We start from the raw sequence: 20,204 nt of genomic DNA, 5'->3' as shown, positions 1-20,204 counted from the left end.
CGTTTATGTCTCAGACAGAACTCATTCTGCTTCAGCGCGTGGAAAATCTTGGTCAGATGGGCGATATCGTCCGTGTAAAACCTGGTTTTGCTCGCAACTTTCTTCTCCCTCAGGGGAAGGCTCTACGTGCTACGGCAATGAACCGTGCGCGTTTTGATAATGAGCGTGCCCAGTTAGAGGCTCAGAATCTGCGCAAGCGCGAAGAGGCTGAGCGTTTGGCCGAGCGTATGCAAGGATTGTCCGTTGTTCTGATCCGCCAGGCGGGTGACAGCGGTGGTCTTTATGGCTCTGTGACGCCACGTGACATTGCTGTTGCTGTGACAGAAGCAGGCTTGACGGTTGCACGTCAGCAGGTCGTGTTGGATGAGCCAATCAAGAATCTTGGTTTGGTTGAAGCACGGATTGCGCTGCATCCAGAAGTTTCCATTTCTGTAACGGTCAATGTGGCGCGTTCTCAGGAAGAAGCAGAGCGTCAAGCTCGTGGTGAAGCAGCGGCTCAGGAAGAAGAAGAAAATATCCTGGGTGAACTTCATGCTGAGCATGCAGCTGAAGAAGCTGCGGCTGAAGCAGAGCTTCATCAAGAAGAAACACACGAAGCTTAATAAGCAGCTCATTCGTGTGGGATGTTGAAAAGGGGCCTGGCGGATTTCCGCCCGGCCCCTTTTTCTTGGGGTTTCTTATGAAGAGAGACCATAAAAAAGAAATTTCTAGTGATAATAGTGTTAAAAATAGAGTGATTACTCTACTAACAGGGAAAATTTTCCTGCATGATTAAGGCGTTTACAGTATATTTTAAATTGGTTGAGTAGGAGAGGGAGCGTCTCACGATGAAGCGTATTCTGGGTATCCTTCTAAAAAAGCTTATAACGACTGGTAGTTTGACAGTAACGTATAGCGATGGGACGTCCCAACGTTATCAAGGTGCGCATCCTGGTGATGATGTTGGAATGCGTATTTGGACACGGGCTGCAGAAGAGGCCTTGATAGTGAAGCCGGCCTTAGCGTTTGGCGAAGCGTATATGGACGGGACCATCACGCCAGAAGAATGCTCGTTGGAGCAGCTGTTACGCGTTTTAATGTATAATATTGAGCAAGGTAATCTTCTTATTGAAGAAATTAATAGTCGCTTTCGATTTGTTGGTCGCCTTTTTAAACCACTTAATTCACTACAGCGATCCCGTCGTAATGTAGCGCATCATTATGACTTGAACGGGGATTTATATAAGCTTTTCTTAGATAAGGATTTACAATATTCGTGTGCTTACTTTGAGCGAGATGATATGTCGCTTGATGATGCACAAGAGGCAAAAAAGAGACATATTGCCTCTAAACTAAAGCTAGATCAGCCAGGGTTAGAAGTCCTTGATATTGGTTGTGGATGGGGTGGTATGGCCCTGACCTTGGCGAAGGATTATGGTGCCCAAGTTTTGGGTATTACGTTATCAAAAGAACAACTTCGCGTAGCGCGTGCTCGTGCTAAAGAAGCCGGTTTAGAGGGACAAGTAAGGTTTGAGCTGCTTGACTATCGGACGCTTCATCGCACTTTTGATCGCATTGTATCCGTTGGGATGTTTGAGCATGTTGGTGTCGCTCATTATGAATCTTTCTTTTCCAACATATATCGCTGCTTGAAACCAGATGGTGTGGCGCTCATTCATTCAATTGGCCGAATGGATGGGCCTGGCACGACGAATCCCTGGATTGAGAAATATATTTTCCCAGGGGGGTATTCTCCAGCCTTGAGTGAAGTACTAGCCGCGGTTGAAAGAACGGGTTTATGGCTGGATGACTGTGAAGTCCTACGACTGCATTATGCGAAGACACTTGCGCATTGGCGGAAGCGGTTTGATGCAAATTGTGAGAAAATTCGATCAATGTATGATGATCGTTTTATGAGGATGTTTGAGCTTTATCTTCTCGCGAGTGAGCTAGCTTTTCGTTTACAAGGGCATATGAATTTTCAGCTTCAATTGACACGCTCAATTGAAGCGCTGCCCTTAACGCGAGATTACATTTTCGAAGCTGATAGAAAACATCGCTCTGCATAGAGAAAATGAAGGTGAAAGTCGGCGCTTGTTTTAAGCACCGACTTTCGTTTGGGATGTTAAGTAAGTGCGTGCGAGGCGATCGAACTCTTCAATGGATAAAGTTTCAGCACGGCGTGTTGGAAGGATCTCCGCTTTTTCTAGAAGCTCTAAGCCACCAATAGCTTTTAAGGCGGTGCGGAGCATTTTACGTCTTTGACCAAAGGCTGCGGCTGTAACCTGTTCCATGGCCTTAAACAACTTTGCGGAAGGTTGTTGTGGGTAGGGACGGAGTACAACAACGGCTGAGTGTACTTTGGGGGGTGGGAAGAACGCTCCCGGGGGCAGAGACATGCCAATTGAACAGTCAGCACACCATTGTGCTAGGACGGCGAGGCGTCCATAGGATGAAGAGTCGGGTGGTGCGCAGACACGCTCTGCAACCTCTTTTTGGAACATGAGAACCAAACGTTCCCAAGCCCGGCCTTGTCGTAACCAATTTACGAGAAGTGGTGTAGCGACATTATAGGGTAAATTAGCGATAATTTGACGTGGTTCTGAAGCCAATGAGGTGGCATCAATCTGAAGCGCATCATGCTGAATGATGGTCAGACGTTCAGGATCGTGCGCCCGCAGTTCTTCTAAAAGGGGTAATGCTCGCTCATCAAGCTCGATAGCATGGATGGAAGAGGCTTGAGAGGCCAGGAGTGCGCGCGTCAACCCACCAGGCCCTGGGCCAACTTCGATAATATGCCTTCCATTTAATGACCCACCAAGTTCTGCAATACGTTGGCAAATTGATGGATCTAGGAGGAAATGTTGACCAAGGGACTTCCGTGCATCGAGGCCATGCTTGTGGATACTCTCACGCAGCGGGGGGAGCTCACTTTGAGAAAAATGCTTTGATGTCATCCGTGTGAGAGTACCGTCTTAGCTGCTGGGCGCATTTGAATAACGGCATGGCGCTGAAGAGCCCGTTGGAGCTGTTGGGATGCTTGCTCAACGCGTTCATTCATGAGCTGATCGGCAATTTGGCCAGGAGATTGTTGCGCAAGGTTACGTTGCTCTTTTGAGCATACCATCAGAAGAGCGATCCCATCAGTCGCAATGAGAGGGTGAGAGGACCGGCCAATCGGCAGCTTTTCAACGATAGATTTCATTTGTGGAGCAAGATGTTCCATGATTTGAAGCCCAGGATTGCTAGGCCGCTTATCGCCTAGGGATCGATTCAGAGCTTCTATAGCGTCACAGCCATGTAAAGATTGAGCGGCGCTGGTTGCTCTTTGCAGGGTTAATTTTTGTTGGTCTGTTGGATCTGCTGGGTTTAGTGGAGATGTAAAAGGGAAGAACGCCTGACGAAGGCTGACAATTGTCCCGAGTTGTTTGCCAACTGTTCGACGCGCGTGAACCGTCGCAATGACAAACCCTCCGGGAACTTTAATCGGGTTAGAAATCGCGCCAATTGGCATTTGACGGACAATCGCTAAAACTTCTGGTTCCAGACTGTCTTCTTGAACCCAGCCACGAGATCCCCCTTCAAGAGCTGATTGATCTTGTGAAAACTGAGCCGCAACGATGGGGAAGGGGGCACCATCACGCAATTGTTTAATAATCGTCTGGGTAAAGGCTAGCTCAGCTTCATCATGACGGGGATCTGCAACCGGAACAAAAATCTGGCTCATCATGTATTGAGGACGGCCAGCTTCCGCTTGTAATGCATTCTCACGCTGCGTGATTTGTTCAGGGGTAACACGACTTCGTGGCCCAAGCTCCTCACGAAGGACCTGCATCCAGCCAAGCTGAACGCGGATTTGGTCAATAAGCGTTGTGAGAGAAACACCGTCCGCTTTTAAACGATTACGCAACGCATTAGGTGGCATCCCGTTGCGGGCCTCAATATTGCTAATCGCTTGAGCAATTTGTTCCGGCTCAATGTTAATATGGCGCCTAAGGATTTCTTGCATCTTAAGGCGCTCATTAATGAGCTGATGAATAATTTGCACACGCATACGCTGCATGACAGAAGGGCTGATTGGAAGACCAGTGGACCTTACAAACAATCGTGCTCGATCCTCAACATCGTGCTGCGTGAGGATTTGGCCATTAATGACCGCGATAATCTGATCTTTTTCGTCTGACGCCCCGACGTCTGATGAAGAAATCACATCGTCTGCCGCAGGTTTGGCTGTTGCATGACAATGTGAAATGGACGCGAGAAAAAGCGAGGAACAAGCCGCCAGAGACAGCAGGGAAAGGCGTGAAGATAAAGACATATGGTCAGCCATTGATCCCGAAATTGCCGAGGGTTTTAAAGGAGAAGTTAAGTAAAACGGTAGAATTACGGCGTTGTCCACCGATATATGTGTATTGACGAATATAAATAACGTCTATTCCAAAGCAATCATTGGAGTAACCAATATCACCACCGGTTGCAACAAACTGCTTACGGGAAATACTGCGACGTGCATATGCTGAAAGATGATAGTCGCGCCAGCGCGCAGAGACGCTACCGCTCAGTTCACTTATTTCTGTTGAATAAGGGGTATTTACTCCGTAAGCGCGGTAGTTTGTGTAATTATAGTAGTAGGGCGTTACAGGTTCATAAACATAACCACCTGTGAAACGAAGCTGAGGCACCCCCACGCTGAAAAGGGCTTCTCCATAGTCGAACTTTTTACGCCAGGGGTTATAGCGGCCACGTGCTGTAACATCGAGATATTGCGTAGGCGTGACGGTAATACGCCCGATAGGATCAGATACATGGTGATCGAGCCCTGAATAGGCAGGGCGATTACGAGTGATGTGTTCTTGGAAGCTTTCTCCAACAAGCATGTCAACGGAATGACCATTCCATGTCCAGTTTTGGTGGATACCGACATTTCCACGGAGTCCACCATCAAGGCGGTCTGTGCCCATATAGCGATTGAGTGCAAAGAGAGTTGTATCACTAAATTCGTAAGCGAAGCTATCTTCGTTGGGTAGGTCACGGTCCGCAGCACCACCGGTGTTAGGGGCTGCAATAACTTGAACAATAGGTTCAAATAGTTGACTGCCGCGGCCTTTATTAAAGGTGCGCAGGAATGGCCAGTTCATTTTTAAAGAAACAGTGGGTTGAACTTGGCCACTCGTATGCGACCGGGCTGAACTATAGATTGGTTGCTGGTTCAAACGTGTGGCGTGATACAGCATTGAATCGAGGCGCGCTGTAAAAAGCCATTGTTGTCCCCAACTATTTTGGAAGGGTCGATCCCATTGAAGTGCAAGCTCACCGCGTTGATCGTTTACCCCTGTTTTGCGATAGACATAAAAATCTGTGCTATGGACCGTTAACCGGCCACCAAGAGCATCAGGCTCTCCTTGGAAATCATAACTGAACCGTGGAAGAGCGAAAGGAAGGTCAGAGTTCTTAATGATACCTCGGTTGAGGCCCTGGTAGCCTTCCAAGTCAAGCATGACGTGAGAACCAATTCCGAAGCCTTCTAAATAGGCATTCGAGGAAAGGGCATCGGACCCATACCCAGGCAGACGGTAGTCGCGCATATAGTTAGCGGCACTGGCGTAGTTGAAGTTGAAGCCGGTGCGCCAATGGCGGTCGAGGTTGAATTCACCATTCGCAAAGACATAGCCCTGTGCACCATGCTCTTTTCCACCATTGGAGAGCTGGTTAAAAGCGTTGTAGTAAGGCGAATTACGACGCGTATCATCGGCAATGCCCGCTGTGATACGCAGCTTGCCGAAGTTAAACCGACGGCGATATTGGGCGGACAGCTGAGGGCCTGTCTTCGATGAGATCAAAGGACGAAAGGTAATATCCTGTTGATCATCAATGACCCAGTAATAAGGGAGTGTGAAATAAGTTCCAAGATATCGGTCATGGGGGTTGATGTTCAGCATCAGAAATCCACTATGTCGCTTAACCGTGGGATCTGTTACCGCGAAATAGGGGAAGTAGAAGACAGGTACCCCAAGAATTTTCAGCCAGGCATGGTTAAATTCGATATTCTGGTGTTCACGGTCTTGTGCTGCTCCATAAGCTTGGAACTGCCAGAAAGGGAAAGAGTCGGGGTGTTTTACGCAAATTTCACAGGCCGTATAAACGGCATTTGAAAAATCAGTTACCGTACCATTTGTTCGGCGCATACCGGTGCTGGCCAGCTTAGCATTTTGCTGCATACGCATATAGATGGCTGTACCGATGCCATCTTTCATGCCATGAGCGAGTTCGACATGGTCTGCATACGTAGTACTGCCATCAGCTTGGACCATGGCAACATGGCCACGCGCCTGCATGACGCCAGAGGCACGGTCGTAGGTAATTTCGTCGGCCCGCATGGCTTGATCGCCCTGCCAAACGCGCACATTTCCCGTCCAGATAAGGAGGCCAGTTTTATCATAGCTTTCATGGTCAGCGAGATAAGTGAGAGGCTCTTGTGAGGAGGAGCTCTGAGTAGGTGGTGAAATAAAGCTGCCTGATGGGAGAAATGGCTTATTTTCGCTTGTGGCGGTGGATGCAAAAGCAGGGTCCCAAAAGCCGAGCGCCGAGGTGCCTAAGGCAAGCCCCAGAAACGAAAGGGGCTTTCCAGATAAAAATGGAAAGTCTCTCAGCAAAGGCATTAACCATCCTCCATGTGCAACAACAGCGTTGCAGCTAAACACAATCCCGCCCCTGCTGGCGCCCAAGAAGCAAGGAGCGGGGGGAGAGCTCCTGACTTGCCAAGTTGTTCTGCAACTTTTGATACCGTGAATAGAACAAAACCTGCTGTGATGCCAGCGCCTAACAAGCGAGTTACTCCGCCACGACGTGTTGGTCTCATTGAGAAACCAGCGGAGATAAGGGCCATCGTACCCGCTAAAATAGGTAATGCCAGCAAGGCCTGTAGGTGAAGCCGGTATTGAATGGTTGGAAAACCTGATTTTCCTAAAAGATTGATAAATTTGGGTAAAGCCCAAAAAGATAATGTGTCTGGAGGGGCTGATCTGCTGCGAATTCGTTCAACGGTTAATTCCGACGGGAGAGAAAAATTATTAATATTTTGTGGAGGGTGGGCTGGTAAGAGTTGCATGGCGTGAGGAAAAAACCATCGCTGATGGAATAATTCACCTTGAGGGGCTTCAATCCGAGCTAAAAAATGAGCGTGCGAATCGAGGCGAAAAATACTGATACCACTGACATAGAGGTGGTCATGTTCGAGGTGTAGGTTGTTGATATGAAGAACGGCTTCACCAGATGGCGTTAGGCCTGTATCGCTTTGTTTCAGCCAAAGAGAGCCATGACGAAGTGTCATTGGGCCCTCCCCACCACGAAGTAAGGTTTCATCCAAGATTTCAGCGTGTCGATACATCATAGATGAAAGAGGGGAAAGACAGGTTGAGACGAATCCCCCCATGAGGACCGCGCAACCGATAGAGGTTGTAAGAAACTGCCATGCTGAGAGTCCAGTCGCGCGGGCAACGATAAGCTCGGAAGAACGTGAGAGGCGCGCAAAGCAGACGATTCCTCCCAGTAATATGCCAAAAGGCAAAACGTAGATGATATAATATGGGGTATGGAGCCCAGCGATAAAGAAAATAGACGTGAGGTTGACCTCGGGATGCGAACTTGCACGTCTGAGGAGGTCAATAAAATCAAAAAGAGAGATAAGCCCGGTAAGAGCAAGAATGGTTGCTATGGTTGTAAGCGTAAAACGTGTGGCAAAATAACGGCCTAATATCCATGGGAAATAACGCCATGCTGTTTGTGCAGAGCGAATCATGAACGTTGTTCCTGACTGCGAACAGCAATTTCATGAGCATGACCACGATATTGATCATAGGTTAAAAGCGATAACCCTACGATAATAGGGAGCAAAAACTCCCCCCATAGGAAGATTATAAAGACAGGCGAGCGTGCGACCATGCCTTTAAGCATAAGAGAGAGGGTTAGAAGGCCGACGACACATAAAATGGCGCAAAAAGGGCGGATAATGGAACCGTGTCGGGAGAAACGCCCCCGCAGGACACAAATAAGCCCGATCATAGCATAGGAAAGAGTGGATAGAGGAGAGGTAAGACGTTGCCATCCTTCTGCAAGTAATTTGCCACGATAGCGTGCTGGAAGATCGGCCGGTGGAGAAAAAAGAGTATGAAGTGACAGTTCAGCAGCGTCTTCATCGAGTTTCTGAGCGGTATGTGAGGGGCCAAGTTCAATCATGTCATGCGAAAAATTAAGCATACTTAGCTGACCATTGCGTGAATCAATTTCTTGTCGTGAGCCATTATAAAGGACAAGTTGAATTGCATTATTATGGGGAAGTATAGCAGCACGTTCTGCTAAAATAGTGGTGGGATGAGCTGGAACGCGATTGTCTTGGATTAAAATTCCATCAAAAACAGTATCCGTTTCACGTTGGCGGACATAAATCGTCATTGTGCTTGAGATGGGCGTAAAGACTCCTTCCTCAAGGAGGAAGGCTGCGACACGGTTGCGAATTTCAAATTCATAACGGTGAAAAGCATGATACGAGGCAGGCGCTCCCCATAAGCTGAGGAAGTAGCATAATCCGGTTGCTAGAAAAGCGCATATAAGGCCCGGCCGTGCCAGTCTAAAGGGCGAAAAGCCCGCAGCCTGCATGACGGTTAATTCTCGATCGCCTTCCAGCTTTTGATAGACAAAGAGAATCACGAGAAAAGTACTGATGGGGAGAATGATGCTGACGAAATTTGGCACCATCAAGGATGTGAGATGAAGAAAAGCACTGAGTGATAGCCCGTGCTCCACAACCATGGAGATAAAATGTAAAGACTGTGTCAGCCAGATCAACGCAACGGCACCGCCAGTAAGAGCGGCAAGCATCAGAAAAAGATAACGGAGAATATATCGATCTAACAGGGGGAGTGATCGCGGAAGGGAAGGGCCAGGCATGTGCCAAATCTACGTGTTAGAAGGGAAAGGAAAAAGACGGAGAAGTGTTACCGCGTGCCTCAATGGGTAAGTTCTTCGGGGCACCATTAATGGAGGCACAGTGCAGGGTTGATTCTAGGAGGGTCTACAAACGTATGTACAAGTTGGGTGATAGCGATACCAATGACTGAGCCAAGTAGAAATGTAAGGATAAGAGCCATCCGGCGAAAAGGTATCTGTTTACGGTGATGGGCATTATTTTGGCGTAAAAGAGTGTTCTCTTCTTGCAGAGAAGTATAGTCCCTCTGAAGTTGGCGATGGCGTGTGGTCAGTGCTTCTAAAGCGTTTTGCTGTTCATGGAGTTCTTGTCTGAGCTCATCCTGAAATGCTTCCGGGGAAGTGCGCGCTTTTCGTTCTTGCTCAACAAGGGTTTTGAATAACGTCTTGAGTGTTTCGCCGCTGATTTTTCGATTGCGTGCTTGTTGTCGTAAGGATTCAAGGGCAACCCCAGCCTGGCCAGCTTCTTCATCCAAGATAAGAGCTAAAACATTCGCGAGAAGGCGTGTCTCTTCTTGGTCTTCTGTAGAGAGGGGATGATCCATGAAGCGACCTTTTTAATTCTGATGCGGGCGAGGCGCTGCGGCGCGGCGCAATCTGTCGAGAAGAGCTAATCCCATACCATGCGATGGAAGTGGCATTGCAGCGATTCCAGATAAATTCCGACGCTTTCCCTCATAGTCCAGAAAATGAAGGCCTGCGAAGAGACGCGCAGCGGCCTCAGCGAGATCTTCGTTTTCACTCAAATTCCATATGAGTGGGCTGTGACGTAGAGCTCCTGGAATATGCCCGAAAGCCAACAGAGCCTCACTAGCCTTTATATGATCAGCATTAAGGCGGAGGGGTAGGTGAGGGGCGTAATGGGATGATAACTGCCCCGGCGAGCGGGGCTGATGATTGTCCGACGTTTGTGTATCAACTGGACCACATATTTCTTCTAAGGCTTCACGCGTTATGCCGCCAGGGCGTAGGAGAAGAGGGCGCGCTCCAGAGAGATCAACGACTGTACTTTCCACACCAACAGCACTTGGGCCGGTATCGAGGATGGCATCAATCTTTCCATCAAGACCACTTAAAACATGGGAAGCAGTTGAGGGGCTGATAAGACCAGAACGATTAGCAGAAGGAGCGGCCACGGGTGCGTCGATGAGACGAAGCATTTCTTGTATTGCTCGTCCTTGGGGCACACGTAAGGCGAGGCTTGGAAGAGCAGCTGATGCCGTATCACAGATGCGACTGCCTTCATGGCGTGGCAGCACAAGTGTAAGGGGGCCTGGCCAAAAACGTTCTGCGAGAGCAAGGGCCTGCTCGCGAAGAGGAATATCGAGCGTTACTTCTGCGAAAGCACGGTCTGGTGTTGCGAAGTGGTTAATAAGCGGATTGAATGAAGGGCGTCCTTTGATATCAAAGATGCGGGCAACGGCCTTACGTGATGTTGATAATGCTCCGAGGCCATAAACGGTCTCTGTGCCAAAGGCGACGACCCCACCGTGGCAGATAATCTCAGCTGCGCGGCGTATACCGTCATAGCTAACGGTGAGTCGCTCGGTGGCAGAAGGTAGTGAAAAGGATTGGAGTGTCATGAAGGCGTGTTTAGCTTTTCTGTTTCAATGTATCCCGTGCAGTAAAAAGGCGGATTTTTCCATCCTTTTTTCCCGTAACGCATGACATGCCCATTCTCATCGTAGAGGCAACCCCCAGCCTCCTCTAAAATGGCATGAGGTGCAGCCGTATCCCATTCCATTGTGGGGCCAAAGCGTGGGTAAAAATCAGCATTTCCTTCCGCAACACGGACGAGTTTCGCGGCAGACCCCATACGTTGAATAGAGCGGATCGAACGGCCTGAAAGCCAGCGTTGCAAAAGAACTTCAGAGCCGTGATGGGATGAGGCGAGAACGCGTAATCCGTCAGATGGAGGCGGGGATGTATGAATGATATGTTGCCCATCGGGGTCTCGGCGAAATGCACCCAGCCCTTTTCCGCCGCCATAAATTTGAAAAAAAGCCGGAAGAGCGACGGCTCCAAGAACAGGTCTATGATTGTGAATTAAGCCGATATTAATTGCAAAATCATCGCCACCTTTAGCGAAACCTTTTGTTCCATCAAGAGGGTCAATAAGCCAATAGGTGTCACCAGGTTGGATTTGGACTCCAGCAGCATTTTCTTCTTCGGCTATTGCTGCAATATCTGGACAGGCTTTCCGGAGTCGTTGAAGAATATGCTTCTCTGAAGCTTGATCAGCTTCGGTCACCGGAGAGGAGTCGGCTTTTATAGCCGTTTCAAAACCTTTATGTCGGATAGATCTGACGATTTCTGCTGCCTCAGCAACAACCTCAACGGCTAGGGCCAGCAACGCACGGTTATCGTATGGTATGTTAGAAGAAACGCTCATGGCGTTAACTTTAACTGATTGCACAACATTCGTCACTTGCCCTCTTGTCTGAAAGCCCTCCTCTGCCGATAAGATAGAGGTAGATACACGGTGATTATGTGTGTCTGAGGGTTTTCTTTATTTATCCCGGATATTTCATGCTCCAGCTTTCCTTTGATGTTTTTTCTCCGTCTGACGTCAATACGCCATTGTCGGTAGCGCTCCTTTGCTTTGGCGAGGATGCGACAAAAATGGCGGCGTTCAAGCGCCTTGATGAGATAACAGGCGGCGCACTTTTGCGTGCCGTGACGTTGCGAGGTTTCAAAGGAAGTTATGGACAGAATCTGAGTGTCCTTGCTCCTGTTGAACAAATTGCTCAGGTGCAGTTGATCGGCTGCAAAACCACGAATGAATTTAATCTGAGCGAATCATACCTCATGGAAGAGGTAGGAGGAGCTGCGCTGCGTGCTTTAGAGAAATCATCTCTTGCAGGCACTCAAGGCGTGATTGTTCTCCCCGAGGGAATGGCAGCGCATGCCGCGGATGTGGCCCTTGGCGCACGGTTAACAAGCTATCATTTCACGAAATATTTATCAGAAAAGCAAAAACCGGGCGTATTCGATACTCTGAGCATCGCGCTGTCGACAGAAGAAGAGGTTGAAACAGCCTTGTCACGCTGGGCTGAATTGGAGGCCGTGGGAGATGGTGTCCTGTTAACGCGTGATCTCGTTAATGAACCGTCTAACGTCCTTTATCCAGAGAGTTTTAAAAACCGTATTGAAGCGCTGCGTGACCTTGGTCTGGAGATAGAGGTTTTGGATCAAACCCAAATGGAGGCATTGGGGTTTGGTGCTCTGCTCGGTGTGGCTCAAGGAAGTGAGCGCGAGCCTTATACAGTCATTATGCGTTACCAAGGAGCTGCCTCTGCGCAAGAGGCGCCACTTGCCTTTGTTGGTAAGGGGGTCACGTTTGATTCCGGTGGTATTTCGATTAAGCCCGCCGCTGGAATGGATGAGATGAAAAATGATATGGGTGGTGCTGCGACTGTTGTCGGCGTTATGAGCACCTTGGCGCGTCGCAAAGCAGAAGTGAATGCTGTGGGGGTTGTCGGGCTGGTGGAGAATATGGTCTCCGGTAAGGCCCAACGTCCTGGGGATATCGTCAAGAGCTATAGTGGTCAGACTATTGAAGTATTGAACACGGATGCGGAAGGGCGTCTGGTTTTGGCTGATTTGCTGGCTTATACGCGGAAGACTTATGCGCCGTCTTTTATGATTAATTTGGCCACTCTAACCGGTGCTATCGTTGTTGCGCTGGGTGCGGAGCATGCGGGGTTGTTTAGTAATCATGATCGGTTAGCTCAAGCCCTTGAGGATGCTGGTAAAGAAGTGGGTGAGAAATTGTGGCGCATGCCAATGGGGTCTGCTTATAACCGCCAGCTTGATTCTGATATTGCTGATGTTAAGAACATTGGCGGGCGCCCGGGGAGTGCTATTCTAGCGGCCGAATTCTTGAAGCGTTTTGTCGGTGATACGCCATGGGCTCATTTGGATATCGCCGGAACAGCGTGGCTTGATAAAGAGTCAGCTCTAGCGCGTCGGGGCGCAACAGGGTTTGGTGTACAGCTTCTTGATCGCTTTGTGCAGGATCACGAGACACAAAACTGAGATGGAGTTACGACAGAGGATCTTATGGCGGCAGAGACTCACGACAGAGGGGATGATGGTGCCGAGGATTCTCTGGCAGAAAAGCGTGTTCAGGTGGGGTTCTACCATCTGACACGCACTTCTTTGGACGAAGCTCTTCCAGCTTTGCTCGGAAAAACACTCGATGCGCGAGAAAGAGCGGTTGTCCGTTGCTCGGATGACGCTATGGTAGCGCATCTTGATAAAGTTCTGTGGGCGTGCCGTTCTCCCATTTGGTTGCCGCATGGATGTGCCGCCACAGGGAAAGCCGAGAGACAGCCTATTTGGTTAACCGCCGAGAGTGACGTGCCTAATCAGGCGCAATTTTTATTCCGCATTAATGGTGCGGGAGATGATGTCATGACCTCTTTCGTGCGTGTTTTTGATTTGTTTGATGGTCGTGATGAACACATGGTGGAGCAGGCGCGGGTGCGTTGGCGGGCTATGAAAAAGGCTGGTTGTTTAATGACCTACTGGAAACAAGAAGCCCGTGGTTGGCGACGGGCAGGATAAGCAGCAGCGTGTTTCATGGTGATCCTTTAACCCTATTTTTAGCGGGGTTGTTGCTGTGCCTTTTGTGGGGTGAGTGCTACGAACCGCTAGGCGTAAAAAGAGTGTTGTGGGGTGAAGGGCGTGCTTTTTCCCTTCGTTATGAGGAATGGCATCGTATCATAGCCCTTCTTGTGGCTTTGGTAGCGCTCATCGTTGGGCAGACGGGTGTCATTGCTTTGTCGCTTGCCGTGATGATGGTGCTTTTGGGCGGCAAGGCGGGGGATGTCTTTTTGCCTTTTTGGGGCGTTCCTGCTCTTGTACTATACGGGCTTTTTCCAACAACCGGGGGTACGGTTCTTATTCTGCCGGTTTTGTTGTGGCCAGGGCAGGGGAGGGAAATATCACCTTATCAGCGATGTGTCGGTGTCATTTTAGCACTTGGCCTTGCGTCACATGTTATGCCGAGCCACCCGGTAACATGGATACTCGGTTCAGGAAGCGTTATGCTTCTTCTGGGGATATGGGCCTATATTAAAGGTTGGGGGGCACTCTTAAGTGTTATTTTAACGCTGAGGCCGCTCTTACTCCTTGGCATTATTGAAGCAGCACAACAGGAAGGATTGGACGAAAGCGCCCAAGCGGCGGTTCGGGCTTTGGTGCTTGATCTTACATTGCAGGTGATTGGTACGTTGCGGCCTTCATGGCGGTCTTTAAGTTTACCTATTCCACCTCTTCCAGGCTTTTTAGTGATGTGGCTTGGGATGCATGCTGCTTTGGGTATGGCAACAGGAACACCAGGCTGGACGATTGCAGGGGTTGGACTCGCGTTGATCTTGGTTGGTCTTTCTGTGGTGGAAGGTGTTCGGCTGATTCCAGCATTACGAGAACCTGTGAAAAGCAAAATTTTTATCGTGAGTGCTGTGGTCTTGCCGTCTCTGGTATTTTTAGCAAGCTGGGCTGTGTTGAAACAATTTGGAGCTACGTTTGATAGGCAATCTCTTGGGGCAATCTTGTGGTTTTTCCCAGGAGGTGACGGTGCTGTTGTTGCGTATCCTGTGTTGTGGGTTCTGTTGTGTTTTTTTTGGTTTTTGTCGACGCGGCGATCGTCACGCCGCGTGTTGGGCGATATTTTCATAGCGGCTTCGGTTCCGTTGTCTGAAAAACAAAGCTGGGGACTATGGTTTGCGGGAGAGAGGCCTCATCTCATGTGGCAATGGCGCCGCTGGATGGTAGGAGGGCGCGGTTATTGGGACGTACTGGCGGGGGATGTTCGTCGTTTTAATGCGCCACTTTCTGAAGTCGGATTAGCGTTCTGGCTCCTATTCCTTGGCAGTGTTCTCGCTATCATAGGGCTAACGGCATGAGCCATCAGGTGATAGAAGTTCTTCAAGAAGGAGCGGTGAGTTTTTGCCAGCTCGTCATTTTATGTCTTCTTACACCGTTCTTTACATGGGCTCTTGAGGTGTCTCCTGTCCTGCTCTCAGGGCGGACTGTTCCTCGTCTTGGACAGATTTATCGACAGTTCATATCATTTTTTCGTCATGTCATGAGGCAGGGCCTTCCGCCAGCAGAAGGAGTGTCTTTCTCACTGGCGATGATTGTTTTTATTGCGCTCCCTGGCTGTGTTGTTATTCCAGGCTTAGGGGATATGATGCTCTTTCCTGGCCCGTTGGGAGATATTCTTCTGGTTGGAGGAATACTTCTTTGGGGTGGCTTTTGCTTAATGCCAGCGTTTTTTTTAGGACGCTATGTTGGAGCTATCGTCCCACTCTGTATGGCAGAGGCCCTTCTTGTCCTAGCGGCACCAGGGGTATATGGGCTTTCGGGTATCCATACTGTGCTGCGTTTGCTTCCAGGATCAGGATTGGCTGGTGCAAGCATTTGCTGTGCGTTGGCGCTGGCTGTGTCGTCTCCGTTGCCAACAGTGTCTGAATTAACAGAACTTATGATGAGCTACCGTTATGTTCCTACGCGTGATGGGCGGGATTGCCGGCGTGTTTTGGTACGTTTCTTGCAAATGGGATGGTTATTGCTCGTTGCGGATTTGCTGTTCCCCGTTCTCAGCGATAGCGATGGATGGGCGAGCATCGTGGAGTTGGTCATTCGGCTAGCCTGTGCTTTGTTTGTAACGGTTCTGTTACGTTTAATCGGTGTAGAGCGGCATGTGCGACTGATTGCTTTATTGATCGGGTTGGGCTTTTTGATCGCTCTCGCAGGAAGGTTCGCGACATGACCGTTGGTTTTTCACTCGCGCTCGTCATGGTTTTATTAACATTAGGGCGCGATGGGCGTTGGCTCCCTGTCTACGGGGTTATTTGTGCCTTTACATCGGCTTCGTTGGGTGGGGGCGTTCTTATTGTCGTCGCTGTTGTGGCTTTGTTAGTCTTTAACATGCTCGCATGGCTCGGTCTGAGAGGGTTTGCTGTTTCCTCTCATGCTGAGCGCCTTTCGATGATGAAAGCAACGGCCCCAGTACTTGCGATATTGCTCATGCAGCTTGTGTTGGCGTTATCAGGTGCAAGCCTTGGATTAGTGCCAACATTGGGTGTGGGGCTTGTTTTGGCAGGTTTATGTTCCGCAGCCTATGGCGTTCCATTGTCGCAGTTTTGTGGGTTGTTAATGGCGGTTGATGGCTTGTTGGTCATGGCGTGTGTGCTGTCGTCATGGGGGCTTCTTGTGATGGCTGTGGCTCTGTGGGGGGTTCTTGCGGTGTTAGGAGCTACATTGTTGCCACGGTTAGCGTGGCGGCGTGTGGAGGATCAATGACACCTCATCCTATGATCCCACCGGGTTTATTTGCATCGCCTATTTCGTTTGCAATCTTTTGCTGGCCTTTTTTAGTCGCATGGTTGTTGTGGATATCGGGACGCGTGGGGCACGCTCAGGAATTTTCATATATAGGGCTTGGGTTAAGTTTTTTAGCGCTTATTGGGTGTGCTCAAGGGTTGGAACCAGCCGAAATGGTTGCCCTTGGGTTAGAATCCTTCGTTCCATTTCTACTGTTTATGCAGCTTTTTTTTCATGATTCTAGCATTGGGCGTTTAGGCGGGGGAATAGGAGAGCGGCTACCTTTTTTGGTGGTTGGTTGCTCTTTTATGGGGTTTCTTTTTCGCTCAACTTTGGCAGTAACAATTGCTGTTGGGGCAGGGTCTGTACTTCTTGCATGGTGGGATGGTCGCGCAACGAGGCGAGCAATGCCGGCTTGGGTCATGGCGCGTCTTCGCCTTTGTGGGGTCGTTCTTGGCGGGTTAGGGGCCACCTTATTGCATGGTGGGGCTGCGGTTGTGACGCCAGAATCAGCTCAGACATTAGGTATTATTCTTTCTGTTGTTGGCGTTGGTATGATGGCAGGCTTGGGGAGTGCTGCGACGGCCGCCCCAGAACTTGATTTGCTTGATGTTGGCTTACGTTTTGCGGCTCTAACATTAATGCTTCATTTGGCCTTTTATCCATTGGCTCGTCATTTAATGATGGTTGCTGGGTTGTTGGCTTTGTTTGTAACGATGGTTGGTCGAGGGCATGTATTTCCTCTTTTGCCTTGCTTAACAGGGTTAGGCGCTTTAGCGGCGGCAACAGAACAAGAGATTATTTTATTACTTCTACAAGCTGCGGCGTTGCTGAGTACAAGTCTTCGCTTAGGTGTTTCTCTCAAAAATGATGAATATAATACGTTGCCTGAGAGGGCTGTATTGCCAGTTATTGGGGTTGTGTTGTTACAATTAGGGCATGTGCTTTCCATTGTTGTCTTGGGGATTTTGTTGCTTTGCATTGCCTTAGGGATAAGGGGTTTGAGGCTTGTCCCAATGCGTGAGGGGAGTGCGCTGTACCGGGGAAAGCAAGGTAGGTATACGCAAGTGCTTGTTGCTTTACTGATGGTTGTGGCTGTCGTGGGGGTTTGTTTGTCCGGCCAAAATATTCTGCCAGAGTGGCATCCATGAGTTTATTATCTGCCATCATGCAGCATGGTGAACGTGTTGGATTGTCGCATTATCGGGTGGATAATCAGATATGGCAGGGGGTATTGCAACATGCTGATAAAACGGTGTCGCTCATCGCCTCATGGGCTGATGAAGACTATGCGACAATGCTTTTATTGGAAGATGAACTCCCTTTTTTGTTGAGCGTCCCAGTGGAAAAGCGCCGCTATTATGCCCCTTCAATGCGTTTCCTAGCCGCTCAGTGGGGAGAACGTATGGCGCGTGATTTGTGGGGTGTTGAGCCTCTTTTCGCGTTGGATGATCGCTCTGCTCTGGATAATGGCAGTTGGACTCTAACATGGCCCATGGCGCGTGAGCCGATTCCTGTTCAAGGGAAAGTCCATGACGAACGCGAAGAAGGGTACGAACTGAAAGCTGCGTGCCTGGCTGTGCCCGGCTTGCTTGACCTGACGTATAACGTGTCAAAGGGGCTTATAACAAAGCTGGACGTACACATTGCGAGTGGGCATCGGGGTATTCTATCTCAAGTGAAGGGATTGTCTCCTCAAGAAGCGTTGCCACTGATTAGCCGTGTCAGTGCAGGGGGGTTTGTTGCACATCCTTTGGCATTTGTGCGGGCCGTTGAACAAGCGCAAGCGAAGGTGCCCTTGCCGCAGGAGCGTGATATACGTTTTATTCTTTTGGAAGTTGAACGCATTAGCCTTCATTTGTTTGATATCGGTTTGGTTGCCCGTTGTGTAAAGGCTGACCTTTTGGCAACGCATTGTGACCATGCACGTGAAGTCTTGGCGCAGTTATGCAGTCAATATGGTGTTTCACGTCGCTTAACGGATACGGTCCGTTTTTGGGATGAAGGAAGTAAGGTTTCAGAAATAGTTCCATTTGCACAGGCTGTGACGGAGACTATGCAGCCGTTACTTCCACGTTTAACAGGTTTGAACCGTCTTTTCTCGTCTCGGATGGAAGGCATCGCCATTCTGTCACCTGAGCATGTATGGGGATATGCTATCGGTGGGGTTACGGGTCGTGCAAGCGGACGCTATATTGATATGCGCTCAATGGATGTTGGTATGCGTCTTGATGCTTTGCGTGCATCAGGCCGTCATGAAGGGTGTGCTCTTGCGCGAAATGGACAGCGTTTGTTGGAGATACGGGATTCTCTATATCTTATCCAACGTATCATAGCGAGCTTAGGGATAGAGGATGAGGCTCAGACCATTCCTATGACAGGGGAAGGATTGGGCGTAGCCGAAGGTGCCCGCGGAGACATTTGGTATTGGGTAAAACTCTTACATGGGAAAATAGAAAATCTACAAGTAAGAGACCCTACGCAGCCAGTATTGTGTGTGTTGGAGGGTATTATGCGAGGGCATCAACCTGATGATATCCCATTGGCGTTAGCCTCGTTAGGCATTTCTCCTGCAGGAGTTGTCTTGTGACGGTGCGTTCTGGCCCATCAACATTACTGTTGGCTTTAATGGATGCGTATCGATGGCGTCCTGCATCTGTAAAAAATCGAGCCGGTTCGATCATTCGTCTTTATCCGATAGAGACGGGGAGCTGTGAGGGATGTGCTATGGAGATTTCTGCCCTAAATGGGAGCACAATCCCATTAGAAGGCAGTGGCTTCCAAATTGTCAAAGCGCCGGAAGAGGCGGATTGGTTGCTCGTCACAGGGGCGGTAACGCGCAGTCGTATCGGAGCACTGGCTGAAGCATGGAATGCAATGCCACAACGGAAGTCTTTGGTCGCCATTGGGGCCTGCGCCCAGAATGGTGGGCCTTTTAAGGCTGATTACGCAACGTTGGGAGGGGTTGAAGGGCTTATCCAGGTATATCGTTCTATACCTGGGTGCCCACCCTCTCCACATGAAATTTTTCAGGCGTTGCTCGCTTTAGCGGAAGGCTGATCTGCTTTATTTTCTTCATTGATCTCTTCACGAGGCGCTTCAGCTTCACGTCTTAATCGCCAATAAGAGCGGCGTGAAAGCGGGATCATGATAAGATAAAATAAGCCTGCTGCAGCAAGTGCGCCCCACGGTTCAGCGACTAATACAGCGACATAAAGCCCGGTGCCGAGAAGCAGTGGCAAAATGTAGCGTGAGGGAACCTTAAAATTCTTAAAAGACCAGATTGGAAGTGTCGATACTAACAATAAGGCCGTACCGATGAGGCATAAGGCTGATAGCCATGACGTGTGCGCTAACCGGCTGATATCATGGAGGCCATTCCGTTCAGCCTCTAACCCTACGAAGACAGGGAAAAGTGCTAAACCAGCTCCTGCTGGGGCGGGCACACCACTAAAGAAATTGGCTGCGTATTCTGGCTTGCTCTCGTCGTCGAGGGTGGCATTAAAGCGGGCAAGGCGTAGTGCCATGCAAACCGTGAACATAATGAATGGCACGAACGAAAAACGACTTGTGGTTGGAGGTAATGCCCACATCATTAAGACAAAAGGCGGGGCTACGCCAAAACAAACGAAGTCGGATAAACTATCAAATTCGGCGCCAAAGCGTGATGTTCCATGCAGCATTCGTGCGATGCGACCATCAAGGCCGTCCATACATGCTGCGACAAGCAGGGCAATAGCAGCATGTGAAAAACGTCCCACGAGAGCAAATTTAATTGCATTGAGTCCGGCACAAAGGCCGATCATGGTTAGAATATTGGGGACGAGCCGGTTGAATGACAGCCCGCGGACACGCTGTCGTCGTCGCCGGCGTTTCATAAGCGGTTTAGAAGAAGTAGGATTAATCAT

Annotated in this window: 19 protein-coding genes; 10 read left to right on the top strand and 9 right to left on the bottom strand. The window is 49.4% G+C overall.

The window, feature by feature from the left end:
* Positions 1-5: 5 nt before the first annotated feature.
* Entirely contained in the window at positions 6-602 is a 597-nt protein-coding gene (rplI, locus tag GS501_RS06970; RefSeq protein WP_160831158.1) for a 50S ribosomal protein L9, read from the top strand.
* 225 nt (positions 603-827) lie between these two features.
* Positions 828-2,048 (top strand): cyclopropane-fatty-acyl-phospholipid synthase family protein, encoded by a 1,221-nt coding sequence (locus GS501_RS06965; RefSeq protein WP_160831157.1) that lies wholly within the window; start codon positions 828-830, stop codon positions 2,046-2,048.
* Positions 2,049-2,078: 30 nt separating this feature from the next.
* On the opposite strand, the gene rsmA is transcribed toward GS501_RS06965, so the two are convergent.
* The 8 genes from rsmA to GS501_RS06925 form a co-directional block, all read right to left on the bottom strand.
* Entirely contained in the window at positions 2,079-2,936 is an 858-nt protein-coding gene (gene rsmA / locus GS501_RS06960) for a 16S rRNA (adenine(1518)-N(6)/adenine(1519)-N(6))-dimethyltransferase RsmA (RefSeq protein ID WP_160831156.1), read from the bottom strand.
* Entirely contained in the window at positions 2,933-4,297 is a 1,365-nt protein-coding gene (locus GS501_RS06955; RefSeq protein ID WP_160831437.1) for a peptidylprolyl isomerase, read from the bottom strand. The genes rsmA and GS501_RS06955 overlap by 4 nt, the downstream gene beginning before the upstream one ends.
* A 4-nt stretch (positions 4,298-4,301) precedes the next feature.
* Positions 4,302-6,638, bottom strand: a complete 2,337-nt coding sequence (locus tag GS501_RS06950) for an LPS-assembly protein LptD (protein ID WP_160831436.1) — start codon at positions 6,636-6,638, stop codon at positions 4,302-4,304.
* On the bottom strand, positions 6,638-7,777 hold the full coding sequence (locus GS501_RS06945) for an LptF/LptG family permease (RefSeq protein WP_160831155.1): 1,140 nt from the start codon (positions 7,775-7,777) through the stop codon (positions 6,638-6,640). Before GS501_RS06945 ends, GS501_RS06950 begins: the two co-directional genes overlap by 1 nt.
* Complete coding sequence (lptF, locus tag GS501_RS06940) at positions 7,774-8,925, bottom strand: LPS export ABC transporter permease LptF (protein ID WP_160831154.1); 1,152 nt, start codon at positions 8,923-8,925, stop codon at positions 7,774-7,776. Before lptF ends, GS501_RS06945 begins: the two co-directional genes overlap by 4 nt.
* 86 nt (positions 8,926-9,011) lie before the next feature.
* On the bottom strand, positions 9,012-9,506 hold the full coding sequence (locus tag GS501_RS06935; RefSeq protein WP_160831153.1) for a hypothetical protein: 495 nt from the start codon (positions 9,504-9,506) through the stop codon (positions 9,012-9,014).
* A gap of 12 nt (positions 9,507-9,518) precedes the next feature.
* Positions 9,519-10,544 carry an L-threonylcarbamoyladenylate synthase gene (locus tag GS501_RS06930; RefSeq protein ID WP_160831152.1) on the bottom strand — a complete coding sequence of 342 codons (1,026 nt, stop codon included), beginning with the start codon at positions 10,542-10,544 and terminating at the stop codon, positions 9,519-9,521.
* Positions 10,541-11,353, bottom strand: coding sequence for a 3'(2'),5'-bisphosphate nucleotidase CysQ (locus GS501_RS06925; RefSeq protein ID WP_160831151.1), 813 nt, complete (start codon positions 11,351-11,353; stop codon positions 10,541-10,543). The genes GS501_RS06930 and GS501_RS06925 overlap by 4 nt, the downstream gene beginning before the upstream one ends.
* 137 nt (positions 11,354-11,490) lie before the next feature.
* On the opposite strand from GS501_RS06925, the gene GS501_RS06920 reads away from it, so the two are divergent.
* The 8 genes from GS501_RS06920 to GS501_RS06885 are packed head-to-tail and all read left to right on the top strand — an operon-like array spanning position 11,491 to position 19,356.
* Positions 11,491-12,999, top strand: coding sequence for a leucyl aminopeptidase (locus tag GS501_RS06920; RefSeq protein WP_160831150.1), 1,509 nt, complete (start codon positions 11,491-11,493; stop codon positions 12,997-12,999).
* Between the two features lie 24 nt (positions 13,000-13,023).
* Complete coding sequence (locus GS501_RS06915) at positions 13,024-13,530, top strand: DNA polymerase III subunit chi (protein WP_160831149.1); 507 nt, start codon at positions 13,024-13,026, stop codon at positions 13,528-13,530.
* A gap of 8 nt (positions 13,531-13,538) precedes the next feature.
* Positions 13,539-14,873: a hypothetical protein gene (locus tag GS501_RS06910; protein ID WP_160831148.1), complete on the top strand. Its 1,335-nt coding sequence runs from the start codon at positions 13,539-13,541 to the stop codon at positions 14,871-14,873.
* Positions 14,870-15,742, top strand: coding sequence for a hypothetical protein (locus tag GS501_RS06905; RefSeq protein WP_160831147.1), 873 nt, complete (start codon positions 14,870-14,872; stop codon positions 15,740-15,742). Before GS501_RS06910 ends, GS501_RS06905 begins: the two co-directional genes overlap by 4 nt.
* Entirely contained in the window at positions 15,739-16,275 is a 537-nt protein-coding gene (locus GS501_RS06900) for a hypothetical protein (protein ID WP_160831146.1), read from the top strand. The genes GS501_RS06905 and GS501_RS06900 overlap by 4 nt, the downstream gene beginning before the upstream one ends.
* On the top strand, positions 16,272-17,447 hold the full coding sequence (locus GS501_RS06895; protein ID WP_160831145.1) for a hypothetical protein: 1,176 nt from the start codon (positions 16,272-16,274) through the stop codon (positions 17,445-17,447). Before GS501_RS06900 ends, GS501_RS06895 begins: the two co-directional genes overlap by 4 nt.
* Positions 17,444-18,886, top strand: coding sequence for a hypothetical protein (locus GS501_RS06890; RefSeq protein WP_202405348.1), 1,443 nt, complete (start codon positions 17,444-17,446; stop codon positions 18,884-18,886). The genes GS501_RS06895 and GS501_RS06890 overlap by 4 nt, the downstream gene beginning before the upstream one ends.
* The gene (locus GS501_RS06885) at positions 18,883-19,356 is read left to right on the top strand and encodes a hypothetical protein (protein ID WP_160831143.1); all 474 of its coding nucleotides are present in this window, start codon (positions 18,883-18,885) and stop codon (positions 19,354-19,356) included. Before GS501_RS06890 ends, GS501_RS06885 begins: the two co-directional genes overlap by 4 nt.
* Here GS501_RS06885 and GS501_RS06880 read toward each other — a convergent pair.
* Entirely contained in the window at positions 19,326-20,204 is an 879-nt protein-coding gene (locus tag GS501_RS06880; RefSeq protein ID WP_160831142.1) for a phosphatidylcholine/phosphatidylserine synthase, read from the bottom strand. The two genes, GS501_RS06885 and GS501_RS06880, sit on opposite strands and share 31 nt — an antisense overlap.

Source organism: Saccharibacter sp. 17.LH.SD (assembly GCF_009834805.1).
Lineage (GTDB): Bacteria > Pseudomonadota > Alphaproteobacteria > Acetobacterales > Acetobacteraceae > Saccharibacter.
Note: the sequence above shows the minus strand (reverse complement) of the source record. Positions and strands in the feature narration are given on the sequence as shown.